Below are 21,871 nucleotides of genomic sequence, written 5' to 3'. Positions count from 1 at the left end.
TCGGGGTGGCGAGATCTCTCCTCGCCGCCGACTCACGTTAGTGAGAGAGGTCACGCTCGGGTAGGCGGGCGCCGACGATAGCGGTATACGAGCAATCTATGACGCGGCGTCATCTCGCGTGGGCTGGCCGACCCGTTCGAGGCACCCGAGTCGATCGGGGCGAGCTGCGAGCTGGTCGGCCAGCGCGCAGAGGTCGGGGGCGAGGCCCGACCCGGGATCCCAGACGGCCTCGTAAAAGATCTCCACCTCGACCCCGCCGTCCAGAAGGGGGCGGTGCGGCGCATCGGGTGAGCTGAGCTTCGACAGCGGCAGGAGTGCGGCGCCGAACCCCAGACCCGCCCACTGCTCCAGCACGCGGTAGCTCGAGGCCGCACCCGGATACGGAGTCAACGGTAGGTCGTGCGCTGCGAAGAGCTGCGAGGTGAATGTCGTGAGACCGCACGCGTCCGGCACGAGGATGAACGGGTCACCGGCGACGTCGGTGAGCTCCACGGGCTCGTGGCGGACGGCGCCCTCCGCGGACGAGGCGTCAGCAGCCTGGGCGGTCACCACGACCATGGGCTCCGCGTCGATGATCCGATGCTCGAACCGGGGCAGCGGGGAGACGGACGGCGCGAGGACCGGGTCCAGGTCGCCGGCCACCAGACCGTCCTGGAGCATCGCCAGATCCGCCTCTCGAAGGACGAGATCGCGGGGCCGATCGAGCTCCCGCACCGCTCGGTAGGCCCGGGTCACCAACCCGGGATCCACGAGTGGTGACACCCCGACCCGGATACTGCGTGGCCCTGGATCGGTGAGGCGCCGAGCCTCCGCCGTCAGAGCATCGACATCGCCAAGAGTCCGTTCGATCAACGGAAGGATCTGGGCGCCGAACGCAGTCATCCGCACCCCCCGTGTCGAGCGCTCGAACAGACGAGCCCCCAGGCGCTCCTCGAGCCGAGCAACTCCGCTGGACAGAGCCGGCTGGCTCACGCCGAAGGCGCGCGCGGCTGCGCTGAAGCTGCCGGTCTCCGCCACCGCCTTGGCGTACCGGAGCCCTTCGAGACTCACCCGCTCCGTCACACCCCCACTATCCCAGCAGTGGAGGTAGCTCTCGACGTCCACTGGATAGACGGCATGTGCGCGGGACCGTGATGGCTGGCGATGTCGATCCCCGTGTCGCAGAGTCCGTTCCGCCCGGCCCCGGTCGAGTGGGCCGAGAAGCACTCAGAGGGACCGGCCCGCACCGGTAGAGGTTTGCCTCCGGCCGGGTGCGCCCAGCTCCCTGGTGCCGGAGTGAAGCAGACCGAACGGCCACCCTCGACCGTCCGACGGTCTCCGCGGCCTCGCTGCACCCTTGGTGCGCGCCCGCGGGAACGCAGAAGCCCCTCCCCGGCGAACCGGGGAGGGGCTTCAGCGTCGCTGTCTCAACGAGCGCGCCCGGAGGGACTCGAACCCCCAACCTTCTGATCCGTAGTCAGATGCTCTATCCATTGAGCTACGGGCGCGTGGCCCTTGGGCCGCAGACGATCATACCCGACCCTCGGCCGACGGGCGAATCGCGGCGCGTCCGGGGCTCGGCCGTCGACCCCGGTCCGAGGGCCCCGCCGCCTCGACCCGGCCGCGACGGCGCCGTCAGCAGCACATGACGCGCTTACGCTCCTTTTAGGTCGCAGGTGCGCCAGCGTCGCCGTGCTCCTGCCCAAACTCGTCAGCCGACGCGCCCCGCCCCATGTCGTTCACCATCAGCGTGTCATATACCCTGGTTACCTGCCCGCGGCCGACAACCCCCTGCCCGCGCGGCGGGATCGTACCGAGTGAGTATCAGCGGCGACCCCCCGTCGCCAACGATGCGTAATCCAGCCTCGCGTACGATATTTGTATGTAGGGGCTGAGATGAGGGATGCAGCACCATGACCGATGAAGAGACGCGCCGCGCGCGGATCCTCAATCTTGCCGACGTGGCAGAGATGCTCGGCATTACCGTTCCGACCGCCCGCACGCTCGTGCAGCAGGGCGAGATCATCGGCTTCCAGATCGGAGGCCGTGGGATGTGGCGTGTCGAGAGCGTCGAGCTCGACAACTACATCCAGCGCAAGAAGGACGAAGCCGTCCAGCGCCGCAAGGAGGAGCAGGCCGAGGCGAACTGAGGCCGTTCGGACGGGCCCGCGTGAGCATCGCTCGCGTGGGCCCGTCCGCGTCTCGGGGCACGTCGGCGTCACCCGCGGGCCGGCGTTGCCCGCGTCGATGTCGTCGACGCGTGATAGACCGGTTCCGTGACCGAATCGACCGCACCGGCTGACCCCGCCGTTCCCGACCCCGTCTCCGACGCCGCCCCGGCCGCGCCGACCCCGTTCCACTCGCTGGAGGAGTACGTCGCGCTGCCGCGGCTCGGCACGCTCGCGCTCTCGCCCGACGGGCGTCGGCTCGTCGTCACCCAGCAGGGCCTCGACGCCAAGCGCACCGCCTACGTCACCTCGCTCTGGGAGGTCGACCCGACCGGGGTGGCCCCCGCGCGTCGCCTGACCCGCGGCGCCAAGGGCGAGGGTGGCCCCGTCTTCACCAGCGCCGGGGACCTGCTCTTCGTCGCCCGGCGCGCCGAGCCCGGCACCGCCGAGAGCGACGCGAAGGCCTGCGTCTGGCGTCTGCCCGCCGCCGGTGGCGAGGCTCACGTCCTCGCGCGTCGCCCGGCCGGGGTGTCGTCCGTGCTCGCCGCGGAGGACGCCGACACCGTCCTCGTCGTCGCCGACACCCTGCGCGGCGCGCGGGACGAGGCCGACGAGCGTCGCCTGCGGGACCTGCGAGAGGACCGCAAGGTCGCCGCGATCCTGCACAGCGCCTCGCCGGTCCGCTACTGGGACGCCGACCTCGGTCCCGCGTTCCCCCGCCTGTTCGCGGTCGAGGGCGCCCCGCTGCCGACGGCCGCGGCGAAGGACGGCGACGACGCCGCGCCGGCGCCCGTCGTCGCCGACCCGGGCGACCCGGACGCCGAGCGCGGCACCCGTGACCTCACCCCGGACGGATTGCCCGGGTTCGAGGGCGCGGCGCTCGCCCCGGACGGCTCGTTCGCCGTCGTGGTCCAGTCCGTCCCGCAGGAGCGCGCCGGTCTGCGGGACCGGCTCGAGCGGATCGACGTCGCCAGCGGCGAGCGTCGCGTGCTCGTCGACCCCGGCGCCGGCGAGGGCCACGCGTCGAACCCCGTCGTGAGTCCCGACGGCCGGTGGGTCTGCTACGTCCTGGAGACGGAGCCGACCCCGACGACGGCCGTCGACCAGCAGCTCTGGGTCGTCGGCGCGGACGGCACGGGCGCGCGACGCCTCGTCGCCGACTGGGACCGGTGGCCGGTCTCGGCCGCCTGGCTGCCGGACGGGGCGGCGCTCCTGGTCGTGGCCGACGACACCGGCGACGCGCCGGTGTTCCGGGTCCCCGCCACCCCCGACGCCACCGCTGCCGACGTCGAGCGGCTCACGGAGGACGGGGCGTACTCCAGCGTCGTCGTCTCCCCCGACGGCAGCTGCGCCTACGCACTCCGCGCCTCCTACGTCGCGCCGAACGAGCCCGTGCGGATCGATCTCGCCACGTCGGAGGTGACGCAGCTGCGCTCGCCGGCTCCGAGCCCGGAGCTCCCGGGCTGGCTCACCGAGGTCGAGACGACCGTGACGGATCCCGACGGCACCGCCGTCCGCGTCCGCGGCTACCTGGCGCTCCCGGACGGCGCGGACGAGGCCAACCCCGCCCCGCTGCTCCTGTGGATCCACGGCGGACCGCTCAGCTCGTGGAACGCGTGGAGCTGGCGGTGGAACCCGTGGCTGCTCGTCGCCAAGGGCTACGCGGTGCTGCTGCCCGACCCCGCGCTCTCGACCGGCTACGGCCGCGACTTCGTCCAGCGTGGCTGGGGCGCCTGGGGCGCGGCGCCGTACACCGACCTCATGGCGCTGACCGACGCCGTCGAGCGGCGGGCGGACGTCGACGAGACCCGGACCGCCGCGATGGGCGGCAGCTTCGGCGGGTACATGGCGAACTGGGTGGCCGGCCACACCGACCGCTTCCGCGCGATCGTGACGCACGCCAGCCTGTGGGCGCTCGACCAGTTCGGCCCGACCACCGACGTGCCGTCCTACTGGCGGGCCGAGGTGTCGCCGGAGATGGCGCGCGAGCACTCGCCGCACCGGTTCGTCGGGGACATCGTGACGCCGATGCTCGTGGTGCACGGGGACAAGGACTATCGCGTGCCGATCGGCGAGGGGCTGCGGCTCTGGTACGAGCTGCTCGCGTCCTCGGGTCTGCCGGCGGACGACGAGGGACGCTCGCCGCACCGGTTCCTCTACTTCCCCGACGAGAATCACTGGGTGCTCACGCCGGAGCACGCCAAGGTCTGGTACGGGGTGGTGTCGGCGTTCCTGGCCGAGCACGTCCTCGGGCAGGAGGAGCAGCTGCCGGAGGTGCTGGCGCTGGGCGGCTAGCCGGTCGCAGCCCGCTGGCCGCGGGTGACGGCCGCGGCTCTCGGGTGGTGTGCGCGGCCGGACGGGTCGCGGGGGCCGGCTGCACCCGGTGGATGGTCTGAACGCCGTGACCGCGACCGTCGCCCTCGCGGCCGGTCAGCGCTCAAGCGGGACCCCGGCGATGCGGCGCGGCTTCGGCTGGATCGTGTCGACGGGAATCTCGACGTCGGTCGGTCGCGGTCCAGGGCCGACCCAGACGTGCCAGACGCCGTCGCGGACGAACGCCTCCGCCTCGTGACCGAGCCGTTCGCGCGGGCGAAGCAGCGAGAGCTGGGCGCGGATCGCCTCCGCGTGCGACGCCGGGACGAACCCGACGTTGCGGTTCCTGCTCACGGCCACGACGGCCTCCGGCGCGTCGACGAACGTGACGTCCAGGTGCACGGGCGCGGAGCGACCGGCGAGGGCCGCGAGCGGATCCTGGTGTGCGGCGGCCTCGGCGAGGACGAACCCGTCGCCGACGTCGGCCACGCGCGGGGGCCGGGCCCAGGGGAGGGCACGACGCCGTGACGGCGAGGGCGAGTCCATCGCACGATCCTCCCACCCGCGCGGTAGCGACCGACCCGGGGTGGCCACCGTCCGTGGTGGCCACTGGAGCGCCGGATCGCCTCGGGGAGGCGGCCCCAGGGTGGCCACGGCGAGCGCCGTGGCCTCGGGGGCGCCGGGTCACACTGGACAAGCGGTCCCGGGGTGGCCACGGCGGCTGTGGCGGCGATGGACTTCGTGGTGGCCACGGGAAGGGCCGGATCACCTCGGGGTGGCGGTCCCAGGGTGGCCACGGCGAGCGCAGTGGCCACCGGAGCGCCGGGTCACACCGGACAAGCGGTCCCGGGGTGGCCACGGGGGGTGTGGCGGCGATGGACTTCGCGGTGGCCACCGGAAGGCAGCTCCGGGTGGCTACGGGAGGGCCGGATCACCTGGGGGAGGCGGCCCCAGGGTGGCCACGGCGAACGTGGTGGCCACCGGAGGGCCGGGTCACACTAGACAAGCGGTGCCACGGTGGCCACGGCGGGTGTGGCGGCGATGGACGTCGCGGTGGCCACCGGAGAACCGGATCGCCACGGCGGACGCGCGGCTCCCGACTGCGGCTCACCCGCCGTTCTGGTACAACTCGGGGGTGTCCCGCGCCGCCGAGGTCCCCCAGGTCGCCGACCAGTCGACCCCCGTCCCGCACGCGCTGCGTCGCCGGCTGACCCGCATCGCGATCTGGGTCGTCGTCGGCGTCTTCGCCTGGTTCGCGCTCACCCGGATCATCGGCGCGGTCGACTGGGGCGCGGTCGCGGCGGCGTTCGGGTTGCTCGACCCCCTCGCGACGGTCCTGCCGATGTTCCTGCTGCTCCTCCTGCGGCAGGTGCTCAACGCCGTCCCGCTCATGTACTACGTCCCGGGGCTGGGTTGGTTCCGCTCCGTCGAGAACGACCTGGCGGCGAACGTCGTGGCGACCTTCGCGCCGCCGCCGGGCGACATCGTGCTGCGCGTCGCGATGTTCCGCTCCTGGGGCCTGGACCCGGTCCGCGGCATGACGGGCGTGACGCTCAACTCGTTCAAGTTCTACGCGGTCCGCTTCCTCGCCCCCGTCATCGGACTCGTGCTGCTCGCGGGCTTCGAGGTGCAGCGTCGCCAGTGGGTGGTCGCCGTGCTCTGCCTCGCCGTGTCCGCCGCGATCCTCGCCGCGCTCGTGCTGCTCCTGCGTTCCGACGCGCTCGCCGAGCTGATCGGCCGCATCGCCGGCCGGCTCGTCCGCCTCGTCAAGCGCTCGGCCGACGTGAGCGGCTACCCCGCGCGGATGGTGCGGCTGCGCCACGAGGCGTCGGACAGCCTGCGCCGCGGCCTTCTCCCGTCGATGATCGCCCTCGTCGGGATGGTGCTCGCCGACGCGTCGATCCTGGCGGTCGCGCTGCGCGGGGTCGGGCTCGACGCCGGCTCGCTCCCGCTGCTGGAGATCCTCGGCTGGGTGCTCCTGTGCTACCCGCTCACGACGCTGCCGCTGTTCGGGCTCGGTGTGCTCGAGGCGATCGTCGTCGGGGCGTGGACCCTGACCGCCGGCGTCGAGCACGAGGCGAGCATCGTCGCGGCGACGATCGTGTGGCGGGCCGTCACCATCCTCGGGACGCTCGCGCTGGGCGGCGTCGTCCTCGCGGCCTGGCGGCTGCGCTACGGACGCGCGGAGACCAGCGCGAGCACCTGAGCGACGTCCTCCGGGTGGGGCAGGGCGTCCAGCACCCGCGTGATCTCGACGCCGACGTCGAGCGCGGTCACCGGGTCGAACCGGCGGACCAGGTCGGCGACGTGGCCGGTCTCGTCCTCGGAGAGCCGGGTGCGCTCGAGGACGAGCAGCGGGCACGAGGCGTCGAGCGCGTCAGGTGCGTCCGTCGGGGTGGTCCGAAGCCACGCGAGCATCGAGCGCGTCGAGTCCGTCAGGGTCATCGTGGGCGCCTCCGTCCCGGGTGCGTCGTCCTGAGGCGGCTGGCTTCACCACCTCGGTGTCAACGGAACGTTGTCTCGTCGACACCGTCAAGGATACACGTCCCCCCGGGGCAAGCGTCAACGGGACGTTGCCGCGTGTCAGCCCATGCCGAACAGCGAGATCCCCAGGTAGTGGTAGAGGCTCTTGCGCGTGATCCACAGGACGCCGACGACCACCATGGCGACGGTGACCAGGAGCGCGGCGGCGGCGCCAGCGAGCGCGGCGCGGTTCCCGCGACGGACCGACCCGTCGGGGAGGACCTCGTCGTGCCCCTTCGCCCACATGCGGATGCCCGCGGCGAACACGGCGGGCACGCCGGCGCCGAAGAGGAGACCGGCGAGCAGCACCCGCACGATCGCCAGGCCCATCGATTCGAAGTCCACGGTTCGGCTCCCTGTCGTTGCGGCGGTCAGCCGGCGGTGGTGGTGGACGAGGACGACGCGGGGCTCCCCGCCGACCCGGCTGCGGCGGACTCGCGCGTCAGCAGCTCGGCGGCGAGCAGCTCGGCTGCCTCCCGGTCGAGCGGCTCGTCGACGCCGTCGACCCGGGCCGAGCCGAGCCCGGCCCCGGCGGACGTCTCGACGGCTGCCGCCGTCCCGGCGTCCCACTCGTCGTTGACGTTCGCGGCATTGACGGCCTGGCGACGCGAGCGCAGCCAGACGGCGAGGCAGCCTGCGACGAGGATCGCGAAGATGGTGAGCGCGCCGGCCAGCGGCGGCAGCGCGTTCGCGATGAAGAAGGACACGGCGCCGACGAGGGCGGCGGCCGGCAGCGTGATGAGCCAGGCGACGGCCATCCGTCCAGCGACGCTCCACCGGACCTGCGCCTTGCGGCCGAGGCCGGAGCCGAGGATCGAGCCGGTGGCGACGTGCGTCGTCGACAGTGCCATGCCGAACGTGGCGGAGGTGAGGATGATCGCGGCCGACGACGCCTCGGCGGCCATGCCCTGCGGGGCCTCGACCTCGACCAGGCCCTTGCCCAGCGTGCGGATGATGCGCCAGCCGCCGAGGTAGGTGCCGAGCGCGATGGCGCACGCGCAGACGACGATGATCCACGGGGGAAGGCCGCCCTCCTCGATCCCGTCGACCGACAGCGAGCCGTGCGCGATGAGCGCGAGGGCGATGACGCCCATCGTCTTCTGCGCGTCGCCGGTGCCGTGGGCGAGGGAGATGAGGCCCGAGGTCCCGACCTGGCCCCAGCGGAAGCCCTGGTTGCGGCGCTCGGTGTCGGTGATCGACCGCGTGAGCCGGTAGACGAGCCACGTGCCGCAGAACGCGACGGCGATCGCGATGGGCGGCGCGAGGAGCGCCGGCAGGATGATCTTGGCCAGGACGCCGCCCCAGTTGACCCCGAGCAGCCCCATCGCCGCGAGGCCGGAGCCGATGAGGCCGCCGAACAGGGCGTGGGACGAGCTCGACGGGAGGCCGAGCAGCCACGTCAGCACGTTCCACAGGACGCCGCCGATGAGGCCGGCGAAGATGATGATGATCGCGGTCGCCGGGCTGAGGCCCTCGACGAGGGCTCCGCTCTCCGTCTGGATGTTGAGGACGTTGCGGGTCACGGTGAGCGCGACCTCGACGGAGAGGAACGCGCCGACCAGGTTGAGGATCGCCGAGTAGGCGACGGCCGTCTTGGGCTTCAGGGCACCGGTCGCGATCGACGTCGCCATCGCGTTCCCGGTGTCGTGAAAGCCGTTGGTGAAGTCGAAGGCGAGTGCCGTGACGACCACCAGGCCGAGGATGATGAGCTCGACGTCCATGGTCCGAGTGTGACAGGCGATCCGGGCGGTTGACTACCGGGGGAACACTTCGTGAACAGTTTCACTCTCGGCGCAAAGTCCCTGCTCAGCGCCGGTACAGCCGCGTCGTCAACGGCTCGTGGACGCCGCCGTGAGCGGTCCGTCAACCCACGGTGGACGCGGCCGTCCTCGCCGTCGCCTGACCCGCGTCAACCGTCCGTGGACGCCGGCTGAGCCGGTCGGCGCGAACCCGGGCCCAAGGTCCCCTCCCGCTCCGGTCGCCGCGCTCCTACGGTGAGAGGCACCAGCCTCGGGTGCCGAGCCCGGGACCGACCAACGGAGGTCGTCATGAACGGTGCACGGGACGGCGCGTCGATGCCCGTCAGAAATCTCGACCCGGCCTCGATCCGCAACGTCGCGGTCGCGGGACACAGCGGTAGCGGAGGCACCACCCTCGTCGAGGCCATGCTCGTGGCGGCGGGGACGCGCACGCGCGCCGGCCGCGTCGAGGACGGCACGACGGTGTGCGACCACGACCCCGAGGAGATCGCGCGCGGCGTCACGCTGACGCTCGCGGTCGCGGACCTCGAGTGGACCCCGCCGGGCGGCGAGCAGACCCACCTCACGCTGCTGGACACCCCCGGCAGCCCCGACTTCGCCGGCTCCCTCGACGCCGCGCTCGCGGTCGCCGACGTGCTGCTCCTCACGGTGAGCGCCGTCGACGGCGTCCAGCCCGGCACGATCGCGACGTGGCGACGCGCGGCCGAGCTCGACCTGCCCGTCGTCGCGGTGGTGACGAAGGAGCACAAGCACCGCGCGAGCTTCCACCGGTGCGTCGAGGAGCTGCGCTCGCTCGCCGGCGACGGTGTCGCCGTGCTGCCGCTCGAGCTCCCGCTCGGCGAGGAGGAGGCGTTCCACGGCGTCGCCGACGTCCTCGCCAACACCGCCTGGGTGTACGACGCCGACGGCCCGCACACCGAGCCGATGCCCGCCGACGTCGCGGACGAGGAGGCGAGCGCGCACGAGGAGCTGGCCGAGGAGATCGTCAGCCACGACGACGCGCAGCTCGAGCGCTACCTCGACGGCGACGAGCCGACGACGGCCGAGCTGCGGACCACGCTGCGCGCCGAGATCCTCGCGCGCCGCGCCGTCCCCGTCCTCATCGCCTCCGGCGTCACCGGCGTCGGCGTCGAGGAGGTGCTCGACTTCCTCTGCGAGCTCGGGCCGAGTCCCGCGACGCGACCGGCCCGCGTCGTCGTCGGGTCGGGTGACGTCGACGAGGGCGGCGCCGTGGTCGAGACCGTCGAGGCCGACCCGGACGGCGACGTCGTCCTCCAGGTGTTCCGCACGCTGACCGACCCGTACGTCGGGCAGATCTCCTACCTCAAGGTGCTCTCCGGCCGGCTCGACGGTGCCGTCCAGCTCGTCAACGCCACGACGGGGTCCGCCGAGCGCGTCCACCTGCCGTTCCGGCTGCTCGGCGCCGAGCACCTGCCGGCGGAGGGTGCCGTCGCGGGGCAGGTCGTCGGCGTCGCGAAGCTCTCGGGCTCGCCGACCGGATCGCTCCTCCTGCCCGCAACGTCGCCGCTGGCCCGCGCGCACGTCCGCCCCCTGCTGCCGCGGCCGCGGACGCCCGGCTACGGCGTCGCGCTCGTGGCCGAGCGCAGCTCCGACGAGGAGAAGCTGCCGGGCGCGCTCGCGCGGCTCGTCCTGGCCGACCCGTCGCTCGTGGTCGAGCAGGTGGGCTCGCAGACCGTCCTGCGCGGGCTGGGCGACCAGCACGTCGCCGTCGCGGTCGAGCGCATGGCGCGGCTGCTCGGCGTCGTCGTGACCACCGAGCCCGTCGCCGTCGCGTACGGCGAGACGATCGCGCGGGCGACGACGGCGGAGGGCCGGCTGAAGAAGCAGTCCGGCGGGCACGGGCAGTTCGCCCTCGTCCAGCTCACGGTCTCCCCGCTCCCGCGCGGCAGCGGCCTCGAGTTCGTCGACTCGGTCGTCGGCGGCGCCGTGCCGCGGCAGTTCATCCCCGCCGTCGAGCGCGGCGTCCGGGACGCGATGGGGCACGGCGGCCCGCGCGGGCACCGGGTGGTCGACTTGCGCGTCGAGCTGACGGACGGCAAGGCGCACGCCGTCGACTCCTCGGAGATGGCGTTCCGCACGGCCGGGTCGCTCGGGGTCCGCGCGGCGCTGGAGGCGGCGGGGACGGTGCTGCTCGAGCCGATGGTCGCACTCACCGTCCGCGTCCCGATGGACGCGCAGGGCGACGTGCTCGGCGACCTTGCGACGCGGCGCGGGCAGGTGACCGGGACCTCGATGAGCGAGGACTCGACGGAGGCGATCGTGACGGCTCGGGTGCCGGCCGGCGAGGTCGAGCGGTACCTGATGGACCTGCGGGCGCTGACGCACGGCCTGGGCTCGATGGAGCACGTGCCGGACGGCTACGAGGAGGTGCGCGCTGAGCGCTCGGGCCCTCGCGCGGCGCGCGTCGGGGCATGAAAAGGCTGGCCCGTCGGCAGGGGGCGGTCGACGGGCCAGCTAGGAAAGACTCTAGCACCGCGCGAGCGTGCCTAGTCGCCTCCGTGCGCCGCTCGCCGCCCCGGTTCCGCGATGGCCGAGACGCTGCCGAGCCGCGGCCCGCGGGCGCGGCAACTACGCTGACGTCGTGCTCCGGAGCTCCCGATACGTGTGGCCGCTGGCCGCGGTCGTCGGCGTGCTCCTCGCGGTGATCGTCGCGATCGGCCTGGCCGGCGGCTGGGCCGAGGCGGAGGGCGCTCGCGAGCGCGACCTGCCCGAGGTGGCGGCCGGCGAGGGCATCGACCTCGGGCCGGTCCGGCTCAGCCTGCACTCGTGGGGCGTCGTCCCGCTCGAGGACTACCGGGGCGAGGAGCCGCGCGTCGTGGCGACCCTCGCGATCCGCGCGACCGTCACGACGACGGCGACCGAGTCGATGAACCTCCCGACGCACCTGGTGCACCTGGCCGACGTGGCCGAGGACGGCTGGCTCAGCGCCGTCCGGGTCGAGGGCCTCTCCCGGTTCTCCTCGCTCACGCCGGGGGTGACCGAGGAGGTCATCCTCACGCTGCCCGTCGCCGATCCGGCGGAGCTGGAGGCGCTCGGCGACGACGACCTGGAGCTCCTGCCGACCGCCTACGAGCACGCGGCCCACTCGCTCTCGGGCGAGCTGGGGTGGTGGGAGCGCGACCCGATCGCCGTCGTCGCCGTTCCGCGCGACCAGTCGGCGTTCGCCGCCTACGTGGCGGCGCTGGCCGAGAGGAACGCGTGATGACGGACGCTTCTCTCGCGGGCACCCCGTCCCCGACGGCCGCCGCCGCCGACGCCGCCGACGCCGCCGCGGCCGCCGAGGCCCCCGACGTCGACGTCCCGGAGGCGCCGCGGCGCGCCGGCCTCGCCACCCGGCTGACCGTCGTGCTCCTGCTGCTCCTGACGACCGGGCTGGGCTGGCTGCTCGACCAGCGTCCGGCCGACCACGGAACCAGGCCCGTCCACGGCGGCATCGGGGACGTCCTCGAGGTCGGCGGCGTGCTCGTCGCGGTCGACTCCGTCCGGCAGGTCGACGCCGTCGTCGAGCCGAGCCGCTGGGGCGACCCCACGACCTACGACACGGCGGGCTCCTGGCTCGTCGTGCGGCTCGCCTACCAGGGGGCGACCGGGCCGGCGCGGTTCGGGACGATCCAGTGGCGCGACGACCAGGGCCGCACGTTCGCCGTCGACACCCGGATCGGCGCGGGTGACGACGAGGCGCAGCCCGGCCAGTGGCTGGTGAGCGACGTCGTCATCGAGGTCGCCCCCGGCACCATGGGGGCGGGTGAGGTGCTCGTCTCGCCGCGCTCCCCCGTGCAGGGGGTGCCCTACCGGACCGGCGTCATCGACGTCCGAGCCGACGAGGTGCAGCACCTCGACGCCCCGCTCGAGCTCATGCACTCGGTCTGGGTCGAGAACGATGCCTGAGCCGCGCGACGAGCCCCGTCGGGAGGAGGGCCGGGTCCGTCCTCGTCGCGGCCGCGCCGTCGCGGTGGGGGCCGCATCCGTCCTCGCGGTGCTCGCGCTCGCCGTGAGCGTCGGCTGGGAGACGGGCCGCGACTGGTGGTGGGACGCGGAGCCGCGGATCGCGGCGACGCCGGACGCCGACGGCGCCGTGACCATCGGCGCGTACACCATCTCGCTCGTCCGGATCGAGCCGAGCCAGCAGCTCGTCCTCGCCTACGAGACCGTCGACGCCCCGCCGGGCTGGCAGCTCTGGCTCGCGGACCTCGACGTGACCGTCGCGGCCGCCGCTCAGGACGACGGCACCGACGCCGACAGCACCGACGGCACCGACGATGCCGACGACGGAGCGAGCGACCTCACCGACCGGTACGGCGGCCTGACCTCGCCGTGGCTCTCCTTCTCCGTCGTGGCGTCCGACGGGAAGACCTACTCCCGGCCCTCGGCGTTCACGAGCGGCTCCCCGCCGGACGGGTGGCTCGACTCCGTGCCGGACGAGACGGGTCGGTACCAGAACATGGTGCTGCTGCCCGACGGCGTGGAGCCGGTGCGCGTGCGCCTCGTGCCCTCGCCGAAGACGCCCTACTGGTCGTTCCCCGTCGACGGCTGAGCCGCGCCGACGGCACTCGTCGCGCCGATGCCGGGCGCGTCGGCACCGGTCGGGTCGAGTGACCCCCCTGCCGCGCCCCCCGTCGCCGTCGTCCCCGCCCCGTCCGTGCCGTGGCTGATGCCCCGACGCAGCGGCGAGGAGAGGCCGGCGTTCCGCAGCGCGAGGTCGGCGCCGGCCGCCGCCGTCGCAACGGCCAGGACCATGGGCAGCAGCGTCGCGAGCGCCCCGGCGGTCGGCACGATGAGCGCCCACTCGCTCATCGGCCGGTTCGCGAAGGCGAGGCCGACCAGCTCCCAGAGCAGGAGGTCGACCTGGGACAGCGCGAGGAAGACGACGCAGTAGACGAGCACGGCCACCGGCCCCCGCGCGAGCACGAGACCGAGCGCCCCGCCGAGCGCGTCCCAGCGTCCCTCGGGCTCGGTGAGCCGGCGCCAGGACCGTTCGAGCGCCGCCGGGTCGACGGCGACGTCGCGGCGCAGCACCCGGCGCCCGACGCCGCCCAGCCGGTTCCCGGCGCTCGCGGTGAGGCGAGCCAGGTAGGTCGGGACGGCCGTGACGTCGCCGAACCGGACCCCGTAGAGCAGCGAGGCGAGCACGAGCCACACGAGCGGCACGAGGACGCCCCGGGTCAGCGCGGCGACGAGCGTCCCGACGACGCTCGCGATGCTCCCGACGAGCGCCGGGAGGTCGGGCAGGGCGAGGCCGGCCCACCACTGCGTCACCGCGTGGACGACGACGCGGCTGTCCCACCACGTGGCGAGGTTGTCCCACGCGTTGAACAGGGACAGGACGGCGAGCACGATCCACACGATCTCGGCGTAGCCGACGAGCAGGCGCAGGAGGGTGACGAGCCCGCGGCTCGTGCCGGGCCGCTCCTCGAGCCGCTGGACGAGGCGCGAGCCGAGCATCCGCAGGCCGAAGGCCACGGCGACGACGGTGAGCGTCGGGACGGACAGCAGGTCGGGGATGCGGCTCGTCGCGTCGGTGTCGCCCGACCAGATCGCCTCGTAGACCGTCTCCCAGAGGTAGCTGCGCCGCTCCTCGCGGAGCTGCCCGGACTGCTCGTAGATGAGCAGGTAGACCAGCAGGGCGCTGCCCAGCACGGCGATCCGGCCGCGGGTGTGGTCGAGCGACGGGGCGGGCCGGCCGAGGTGGAGCATCATCCACGCGACCGTGCCGAAGCTGATCGCCGGGACGAGCGCGAAGACGAGCAGCCCGAGCAGCGCGTCGGCGCGGGAGACGACCACTGCGAGCTGCTGCATCCAGAACGAGGCCGTGAGCCCGAGCGCGCCGATCCCGAGCAGCGGCAGTCCGTGGCGCAGCAGGATCCGGCCGAGCAGGACGACGAGGGCCCGCAGCTCGGCCGCGACCGCCCGCCACGGCGCCGACGAGCCGGGTGGGCTATCGGGCACGACGCTCCTCGGGGTCGTCGGCCGGGCCGTCGTCGTCCTCGATGCCGAACCGCTGCTCGACCCAGTCGACGACGGCGTGGAGGTAGTCGTCGCGGGCCGGCCCGGCCGACAGCGCGAGGTCGTGGCGTCCGCCCGGGACGGTCCGCAGCACGACGTCGCGCCCGAGGGTCGGCACGGCGCGCCACATGTGCCGGACGTCGAGCACCGTGTCGCTGGCGTCGTGGTCGCCGGGCCGCGGCGCGCGCCCGTTCGTGCCCCCGCTGCGGCTGGACGTGCACATGAGGATCGGCAGGCCGAGGTGCAGCCCGCGGGCGAGCTGGTGCTGGCCGCGACGGATCGCGGCGAGCCAGCCCGCGCGCACGGGGAACCCCTCGAACGGCTTCCAGGCCAGGTCGAAGTCGAACTCCCCGCCGCGGCTCGCGTGGATCGTCTCGGTGTAGCCCGGGCCGAGCTCGCTCACGATCCGTCGCGGGTCGCGCAGCGCGTGGGCGCGGGCGAGCGGACCGGACACCAGGCGCATGAGACCGGAGTCGTTGATGTCGAACCACGGGGAGTTGAGGACGAGACCGTCGACCGCCCGGCGGTGCCGGGAGAGGAACAGCGGCGCGATGAGGCCGCCGGTGGAGTGGGCGACGAGGAGGACCTGGTCGTGGCCGTCGGCGCGCACGAGGTCGATCGCGGCGAGCAGCTCCTCGTCGTACTCGGCCAGGTCGCGCACGTCGCCGGCGAGCTGGTCGGGGCCGAGCGAGCGCCCGTAGCGGCGCAGGTCGATCGCGTAGAAGTCGCCGCGCGTCCGCTCGCCCAGCCTCCTCGCCCAGTCGGTCTGGAAGAAGTAGTCCGAGAACCCGTGGAGGTAGAGGTACGCCCGGCGATGGCGCGGCGGGGCCATCCGGACGAGCGTCGCGGTCAACGGCGCGGCGCCCGGGCTCTCCGCCGCCGCGCGGTCCGGGGTGAGGGGGATCGAGCGCGCGGCGACCTCGCCGCCGAGCACGTCGGGGTGCCAGTCGGCCGTGGCGCGCTGCGCATCCGTCATGCCCGGGAGCGTACCGCCGCGCGGGCTCCCGACGCCTCGTTCAGGTCCCGTTCACCTCGCTCGGGCAGAATGCGGAGCGAGGATCACCGGGCGCTCGTCGCCCGCGTCGGGCCGCTGGACCGACCGAGGAGAGAGGGGCACCCGTGCCTGGTCGCGCACCCGGTGTCCTCGACGCGACCGCCGGAGCCGCCGCGCCGCGCACCCTGCTCGACGTGCTGCGCGCGAGCGTGGCACGTCACCCGGACGCACCGGCGCTCGATGCGCCGTCGCTCGCGGGGAGGCCGGACCTCGCGGCGGATGGCGACGACGAGTCACCCGTGCTCACCTACGCCGAGCTGCTCGCGGCCGTCGAGCGCGAGGCGGCGTCGCTCGCCGCGGCCGGCGTCCGCCGCGGCGACCGCGTCGGGGTCCGCGTCCCCTCGGGCGCGCGGGAGCTGTACCTCGGGATCCTCGCGGTGCTCGCCGCGGGAGCTGCCTACGTTCCGGTCGATGCCGACGACCCCGAGGAGCGCGCAGCCCTCGTCCTCGGCGAGGCGCGGGTCGTCGGCGTCGTCGGCCCGGACGGCTACGCCCCGGTCGCCGACGCGATCGGTGCCGCCGACGACACGTCAACGAACGAGCCGCGGCCGCAGGACGACGCGTGGATCATCTTCACGTCGGGCTCGACGGGCACGCCCAAGGGCGTCGCGGTCTCCCACCGCAGCGCCGCGGCGTTCGTCGACGCCGAGGCCGACCTGTTCCTCGCCGACGACCCGCTGGGGCCCGGCGACCGCGTGCTGGCCGGCCTGTCGGTGGCCTTCGACGCGAGCTGCGAGGAGATGTGGCTCGCGTGGCGCTCGGGCGCCTGCCTGGTGCCGGCGCCCCGCGCGCTCGTCCGGTCGGGGGAGGACCTCGGTCCGTGGCTGCAGCGCCGCGCGATCAGCGTCGTCTCGACCGTTCCGACGCTCGCGGCGCTGTGGCCGCCGGAGTCGATCGAGAACGTGCGTCTCCTCATCTTCGGCGGCGAGGCCTGCCCACCCGAGCTGGCCGCCCGGCTGGTCGCCGACGGCCGCGAGGTCTGGAACACCTACGGGCCGACCGAGGCGACGGTCGTCGCGTGCGCCGCGCCGCTCGACGGGGTCGGTCCCGTGCGGATCGGGCTGCCGCTGCAGGGATGGGCGCTCGCCGTCGTCGACGCGTCCGGCGAGCCGGTCGCCGAGGGCGAGGTCGGCGAGCTGGTCATCGGCGGCGTCGGCCTGGCGCGCTACCTCGACCCCGTCAAGGACGCCGAGAAGTACGCGGAGCTCCCGAGCCTCGGCTGGGCCCGCGCCTACCGCTCCGGCGACCTCGTCCGGTTCGAGGAGGCCGGTCTGCTGTTCGTCGGGCGCGCCGACGACCAGGTGAAGATCGGCGGCCGGCGGATCGAGCTGGGCGAGGTCGAGAACGCGCTCCAGCTCCTGCCCGGCGTGACCGGCGCCGCGGCCGCCGTCCGTCGCAACGCCGCCGGGACGCCGCTGCTCGTCGGCTACCTCACCGTGGCGGGCGAGCTCGACCGGCAGGCCGCGCGGGCCCGGCTCGCGCAGGAGCTGCCGGCGGCGCTGGTGCCGCTGCTCGCCGTCGTCGACGACCTCCCCACCCGCACGTCGGGGAAGGTCGACCGCGACGCGCTGCCGTGGCCGCTCCCGGGCGCCGAGGCCGACGGGCCGGGCGTCGCACCGGAGCAGGAGTGGCTGGCCGAGCAGTGGGAGGCCGTGCTCGGCGTGTCCGTCGCGTCGCCCGACGCCGACTTCTTCGACCTCGGCGGCGGGTCCCTCGCGGCAGCGCAGCTCGTCTCGCGGCTGCGGGCGAGGCGCCCGGAGACGACGGTCGCCGAGCTGTACGACCGACCGCGGTTCGGTGCCCAGGCCGAGATGCTCGGCGCCGCGCTCACCCGGGACGCCCCCGCCACCTTCACCCGGCCGGCCCCGACGCCGCGCCGTGCCCAGGTGCTCCAGACGCTCGTGCACGTGCCGCTCTACGTGCTCCAGGGCGCGCGCTGGCTGCTGTGGGTGCTGCTCGCGTCCAACGTCGTCGTCACGTTCGCCGGCGCGAGCGGCCCCGGTCCCGTCGGTCTCCTGCCGGTCACGTCGTGGTGGGTGCTCGGCGTCGCGGTGCTCGTCCTCGGCACGCCGTGGGGGCGGATGGCCGTCGCGGCGCTCGCGGCCCGGCTGCTGCTGCGCGGCGTCGAGCCCGGCGACCACCCGCGCGGCGGCTCCGTGCACCTGCGACTGTGGCTCGCCGAGCAGATCGGCCAGCAGATCGACGCGGTCAGCCTCGCGGGCGCGCCCTGGGTGACCTGGTACGCGCGGACACTCGGCGCGCGGATCGGCCGGCACGTCGTGCTGCACACCCTGCCGCCGGTCACCGGCATGCTCACGGTCGGCGACGGCGCATCGATCGAGCCGGAGGTCGACCTCGCCGGCTACTGGGTCGACGGCGAGGTCGTCCGCATCGGCCACGTCGAGATCCAGGACGACGCGACGGTCGGCGCCCGCTCGACGCTCGCTCCCGGCACCCGGATCGGCCGCGGCGCGCACGTCGCCCCGGGCTCGGCCGTGTTCGGCAAGGTCAAGGCGTTCTCCTCGTGGGCGGGGTCGCCCGCCGTCCGGGTGCACGAGACGGGACCGGGCGGGGACGGCGACTGGCCGGCCGAGGCCCCGCCGCGTCGCCCCGTCTGGCGGCTGGCCTACGCGGTGAGCGCCGTCGTGCTCGCGATCCTGCCGCTCGGGTCGTTCGCGGCCGGGCTGGCGGTGATCGGCCACGGCGCCCGCGGTGCGCAGACGTGGGGCGAGCTCGCGCTCGCGGCCGTGCGCTGGCTCGTGCCTGGGGTGCTGGTGTCCGGCGTCGTGTTCGCCGCCCTAGTCGTCGGCCTCACCCGCCTGGCCTCGATCCGGCTCACGGCCGGCGACCACCCGGTCCAGGGCCGCGTCGCGTGGCAGGCCTGGACCATCGAGCGGCTCCTCGACTCCGCCCGAACCCTGCTCTTCCCGCTCTACTCCAGCCTGGCGACGCCGGCGTGGCTGCGGCTGCTCGGCGCGCGGGTCGGGCCGGGGGTCGAGGCGTCGACCGTGCTCCTCATCCCGTCGATGACGACGATCGCCGACGGTGCCTTCCTCGCTGACGACACGATGGTCGCCTCCTACGAGCTGCGCGGTGGCTGGCTCCGGCTCGCGCCGGCCAGCATCGGCAAGCGCGCCTTCCTCGGCAACTCCGGCATGGCGGGGGCCGGCCACCGGGTCCCGCGCGACGGCCTCGTCGCCGTCCTGTCCCTCGCGCCGGCGAAGGCCAAGGCCGGCTCGTCCTGGCTCGGCTCGCCGCCGGTGCGCCTGCGGCGCGTGCCGAACGACGGCGACGAGTCGCTCACGTATGCGCCGCCGCTGCGACTGCGCGTCGCCCGCGCCCTGTGGGAGGCGACCCGGATCGTGCCCGTCGTCCTCACGTGCGCCCTCGGCGTGACCGTCATGCTGACGCTCGCGTGGGCGGCCGCGACGTGGGGCGTGTGGTGGGCGGCTCTCGCGTCCGGCGTCGTGCTCGCGGTGGCCGCGGTCGTCGCGGCGCTGACCACGACGGCGGCGAAGTGGCTCATCGTCGGGCCGATCCGCGCGGGCGAGCACCCGCTGTGGTCGAGCTTCGTCTGGCGCACCGAGGTGGCGGACACGTTCACCGAGATGATGGCCGCGCCGTGGTTCGCGAACGCGGCCGGGGGCTCGCCGGTGCTCGCCCTGTGGCTGCGCACGCTCGGCGTCCGGATCGGCCGCGGCGTGTGGTGCGAGTCGTACTGGTTCCCCGAGCCGGACCTGGTCGAGCTCGGCGACGGGGCCACCGTCAACCGCGGCTGCGTCGTGCAGACGCACCTGTTCCACGACCGGATCATGAGCATCGACACGGTCCGGATCGAGGAGGGGGCGACGCTCGGGCCGCACTCCGTCATCCTCCCGGCGGCCTCGATCGACGCCTACGCGACCGTCGGGCCGGCGTCGCTCGTCATGCGCGGGGAGACGGTCCCGATGGGCAGCCGGTGGAGCGGCAACCCGATCGGGCCGTGGCGCTCGGTCCGCGTCCGGCAGTACTCGGGCCGGGGATCGGCCGACTAGGCTCCCCAGGTCCCCTCGTCGCCCCCGAAGGTCGTGCCATGTCCGTCGACGTCCCCATCGACCGGTACCCGCCGGCGGTCGACCCCTACACGCCCGACTCCGGGAACGACGGCTACCACGTCGAGTCCTACGACCTCGACCTGCACTACCAGGTGCGGACCAACCGGCTCCAGGGCACGGCCGTGCTCTCGGTCCTCGTACTGGCGCCCCTGACGCGGCTGCAGCTCGACCTCGTCGGGCTGAGCGTCGGCGAGACGCGGGTCGACGGGCGGCGGGCGAAGCACGCGCAGAGCGCGACCAAGCTGACGGTCCGGCTGCCGGCGGCGGTCCCCGCCGGGACGCGCCTGAGCGTCGAGGTCGACTACGCGGGCAAGCCGCGACCGCGGCGGACCCGGTGGGGGACGATCGGCTGGGAGGAGCTCGAGGACGGCTCGCTGGTCGCGTCGCAGCCGGTCGGGTCGGCGACCTGGTTCCCGTGCAACGACACCCCCGCGCGCAAGTCGCGCTACCGGATCCAGGTGCGCGCCGAGAAGGGCTACCGGGTGCGGACCAACGGGGTGCCGGGGAGCCACGGCACCGTCGGGGGCGACCGGGTCTGGCGGTTCCACCAGGACGTTCCGGCGGCGCCATACCTCGCGACCGTCCAGGTCGGCCGCTACGTCGAGGACGAGATCGACCTCGGCGGCGTGCCCGGCTCGGTGCTCTACCCCTCGCGGCTGCGCCAGCGGGTGCGGGCGGACGTCCACGCGCGCGTGCCGGCCATGATGGCGACGTTCGTCGAGGCGTTCGGGCCCTACCCGCTGCCCGGGTACGCGGTCGTCGTGACCGACGACGAGCTGGAGATCCCGACCGAGGCGCAGGGCATGGCGACGTTCGGCTCCAACCACGTGCTGGGCGACCAGGGCTCGGACCGCCTGATCGCGCACGAGCTGGCGCACCAGTGGTTCGGGAACTCCGTCGGCGTGCGGCAGTGGCGCCACATCTGGCTCAACGAGGGGTTCGCCTGCTACTCGGAGTGGATCTGGTCGCAGGCCTCGGGCGGGCCGAGCGCCGCGGAGCTCGCGGCGCGCTTCCACGCGCGGCTCGCCGGCCAGCCGCAGGATCTCGTCCTGGCCGATCCCGGCCCGGCCGACATGTTCGACGACCGGGTCTACGAGCGCGGCGCCCTCACGCTGCACGCGCTGCGGACCGAGCTGGGCGACGAGGCGTTCTTCGACGTCGTGCGGTCCTGGACCCACGACCGGCGGCACTCGGTCGTCTCGACCGAGGACTTCGAGGCCCACGTGCGCGAGCGAACGGGGCGGGACCTCGCGGGACTGTTCGACGCGTGGCTGCGCCGGCCGGGGCTGCCCGCGCTGCCGTAGCCGTCGTTCGTCGTCACCGTCCGTCGGGGCGGGCCGTGGTCCGGGGCAGCGGCGCGCGCCGCGGTCAGCGCAGGGCGAGCGTCGTGAGGTGGCCGGGGGTCGCGAGCCGCTCGAGCCGCCAGCCGTCGGGGCGAGCGGCGTCGTCGGGGCGACCGGCCGCGGGGTCGAGGGCGACGTGCTCGACGATCCCGACGCCAAGGGCCTTGCCGATCGCCTCGCGCTCGGTCCACCGCAGCAGCTCGGCCTCGCCGAGGCCCTGCGCGCCGACCGGCTCGGTGTCGATCCCGACCGCGGACCAGGCGTCCCGCCGCGCGACGGCCGCGACGACGAGCCCGCCCGCGTGCGCGATGCTGCCGAGCAGCCCCAGACCGGGGAGCGTGGGGCGGCCGTGCTCGCGGCCGCAGGCGGGGCAGGTCGCCTCGACGACGACGTCCTGCGGCTCGGCGCCCGGGACGGCCTCGGCCGCGAGTGAGCGCAGGAGCCAGCGACCGAGCAGCACCTCGTCCGCCGCGGCGTCCGACAGGGTCGCGAGCCGGGCGCGCTCGACCTCGCTGAGGGCGGCGTAGGCGCGCGGCCGGACCGCGTCGAGCCGGCTCAGCCGCGCCGTCTCCGCCCGGGCCCCCGGTCCTCGCCACCGCACGTGCCCACCGTA

Annotated in this window: 17 protein-coding genes and 1 tRNA gene; 9 read left to right on the top strand and 9 right to left on the bottom strand. The window is 74.5% G+C overall.

All coding sequences use genetic code 11. The features are described 5' to 3' along the window. Positions 1-96: 96 nt before the first annotated feature. Together EDD28_RS04350 and EDD28_RS04345 are read right to left on the bottom strand one after the other, a co-directional pair. The gene (locus tag EDD28_RS04350) at positions 97-1,062 is read right to left on the bottom strand and encodes a LysR family transcriptional regulator (protein ID WP_123739921.1); all 966 of its coding nucleotides are present in this window, start codon (positions 1,060-1,062) and stop codon (positions 97-99) included. A gap of 352 nt (positions 1,063-1,414) precedes the next feature. Then, positions 1,415-1,487 (bottom strand) — tRNA-Arg (locus tag EDD28_RS04345). Positions 1,488-1,892: 405 nt separating this feature from the next. Here EDD28_RS04345 and EDD28_RS04340 point away from each other — a divergent pair. Together EDD28_RS04340 and EDD28_RS04335 are read left to right on the top strand one after the other, a co-directional pair. After that, complete coding sequence (locus tag EDD28_RS04340; protein WP_123738496.1) at positions 1,893-2,129, top strand: helix-turn-helix domain-containing protein; 237 nt, start codon at positions 1,893-1,895, stop codon at positions 2,127-2,129. 126 nt (positions 2,130-2,255) lie between these two features. Further along, the gene (locus tag EDD28_RS04335) at positions 2,256-4,442 is read left to right on the top strand and encodes a S9 family peptidase (protein WP_123738495.1); all 2,187 of its coding nucleotides are present in this window, start codon (positions 2,256-2,258) and stop codon (positions 4,440-4,442) included. Positions 4,443-4,577: 135 nt separating this feature from the next. Here EDD28_RS04335 and EDD28_RS04330 read toward each other — a convergent pair whose 3' ends face one another. Then, positions 4,578-5,006: a hypothetical protein gene (locus EDD28_RS04330; RefSeq protein ID WP_148059541.1), complete on the bottom strand. Its 429-nt coding sequence runs from the start codon at positions 5,004-5,006 to the stop codon at positions 4,578-4,580. A gap of 589 nt (positions 5,007-5,595) precedes the next feature. Here EDD28_RS04330 and EDD28_RS04325 point away from each other — a divergent pair. Then, on the top strand, positions 5,596-6,666 hold the full coding sequence (locus EDD28_RS04325) for a lysylphosphatidylglycerol synthase transmembrane domain-containing protein (RefSeq protein ID WP_170169350.1): 1,071 nt from the start codon (positions 5,596-5,598) through the stop codon (positions 6,664-6,666). On the opposite strand, the gene EDD28_RS04320 is transcribed toward EDD28_RS04325, so the two are convergent. The 3 genes from EDD28_RS04320 to EDD28_RS04310 all read right to left on the bottom strand — a co-directional run bounded on the left by EDD28_RS04320 (position 6,633) and on the right by EDD28_RS04310 (position 8,704). After that, a complete protein-coding gene (locus EDD28_RS04320; RefSeq protein WP_123738492.1) occupies positions 6,633-6,905 on the bottom strand; it encodes a DUF3349 domain-containing protein in 273 nt (90 codons plus the stop codon). The genes EDD28_RS04325 and EDD28_RS04320 overlap by 34 nt on opposite strands. 138 nt (positions 6,906-7,043) lie before the next feature. Further along, positions 7,044-7,328: a hypothetical protein gene (locus EDD28_RS04315; RefSeq protein WP_245967908.1), complete on the bottom strand. Its 285-nt coding sequence runs from the start codon at positions 7,326-7,328 to the stop codon at positions 7,044-7,046. Positions 7,329-7,354: 26 nt separating this feature from the next. After that, positions 7,355-8,704 carry an inorganic phosphate transporter gene (locus EDD28_RS04310; RefSeq protein WP_123738490.1) on the bottom strand — a complete coding sequence of 450 codons (1,350 nt, stop codon included), beginning with the start codon at positions 8,702-8,704 and terminating at the stop codon, positions 7,355-7,357. Between the two features lie 327 nt (positions 8,705-9,031). Between EDD28_RS04310 and EDD28_RS04305 the strand changes: the two genes are divergently transcribed. The 4 genes from EDD28_RS04305 (at position 9,032) to EDD28_RS04290 (ending at position 13,298) form a co-directional block, all read left to right on the top strand. Next, positions 9,032-11,179: an elongation factor G gene (locus EDD28_RS04305; RefSeq protein ID WP_245967907.1), complete on the top strand. Its 2,148-nt coding sequence runs from the start codon at positions 9,032-9,034 to the stop codon at positions 11,177-11,179. A gap of 166 nt (positions 11,180-11,345) precedes the next feature. After that, entirely contained in the window at positions 11,346-11,966 is a 621-nt protein-coding gene (locus EDD28_RS04300) for a hypothetical protein (RefSeq protein ID WP_148059540.1), read from the top strand. Continuing rightward, positions 11,966-12,652 carry a hypothetical protein gene (locus EDD28_RS04295; RefSeq protein ID WP_123738488.1) on the top strand — a complete coding sequence of 229 codons (687 nt, stop codon included), beginning with the start codon at positions 11,966-11,968 and terminating at the stop codon, positions 12,650-12,652. Before EDD28_RS04300 ends, EDD28_RS04295 begins: the two co-directional genes overlap by 1 nt. Further along, the gene (locus EDD28_RS04290; RefSeq protein WP_123738487.1) at positions 12,645-13,298 is read left to right on the top strand and encodes a hypothetical protein; all 654 of its coding nucleotides are present in this window, start codon (positions 12,645-12,647) and stop codon (positions 13,296-13,298) included. Before EDD28_RS04295 ends, EDD28_RS04290 begins: the two co-directional genes overlap by 8 nt. Here EDD28_RS04290 and EDD28_RS04285 read toward each other — a convergent pair. Then, entirely contained in the window at positions 13,271-14,710 is a 1,440-nt protein-coding gene (locus EDD28_RS04285) for a hypothetical protein (RefSeq protein ID WP_123738486.1), read from the bottom strand. The two genes, EDD28_RS04290 and EDD28_RS04285, sit on opposite strands and share 28 nt — an antisense overlap. Further along, entirely contained in the window at positions 14,700-15,743 is a 1,044-nt protein-coding gene (locus tag EDD28_RS04280) for an alpha/beta hydrolase (protein WP_123738485.1), read from the bottom strand. Before EDD28_RS04280 ends, EDD28_RS04285 begins: the two co-directional genes overlap by 11 nt. A 143-nt stretch (positions 15,744-15,886) precedes the next feature. On the opposite strand from EDD28_RS04280, the gene EDD28_RS04275 reads away from it, so the two are divergent. Continuing rightward, on the top strand, positions 15,887-19,855 hold the full coding sequence (locus tag EDD28_RS04275) for a Pls/PosA family non-ribosomal peptide synthetase (RefSeq protein ID WP_123738484.1): 3,969 nt from the start codon (positions 15,887-15,889) through the stop codon (positions 19,853-19,855). A 38-nt stretch (positions 19,856-19,893) separates the two neighbouring features. Continuing rightward, the gene (locus tag EDD28_RS04270; RefSeq protein ID WP_123738483.1) at positions 19,894-21,219 is read left to right on the top strand and encodes a M1 family metallopeptidase; all 1,326 of its coding nucleotides are present in this window, start codon (positions 19,894-19,896) and stop codon (positions 21,217-21,219) included. A gap of 64 nt (positions 21,220-21,283) precedes the next feature. Here the strand turns inward: EDD28_RS04270 and EDD28_RS04265 are convergent, their stop codons facing one another. Next, on the bottom strand, positions 21,284-21,859 hold the full coding sequence (locus EDD28_RS04265; RefSeq protein ID WP_123738482.1) for a 4'-phosphopantetheinyl transferase family protein: 576 nt from the start codon (positions 21,857-21,859) through the stop codon (positions 21,284-21,286). Positions 21,860-21,871 lie beyond the last annotated feature (12 nt).

Source organism: Salana multivorans, assembly GCF_003751805.1.
Lineage (GTDB): Bacteria > Actinomycetota > Actinomycetes > Actinomycetales > Beutenbergiaceae > Salana > Salana multivorans.
Note: the sequence above shows the minus strand (reverse complement) of the source record. Positions and strands in the feature narration are given on the sequence as shown.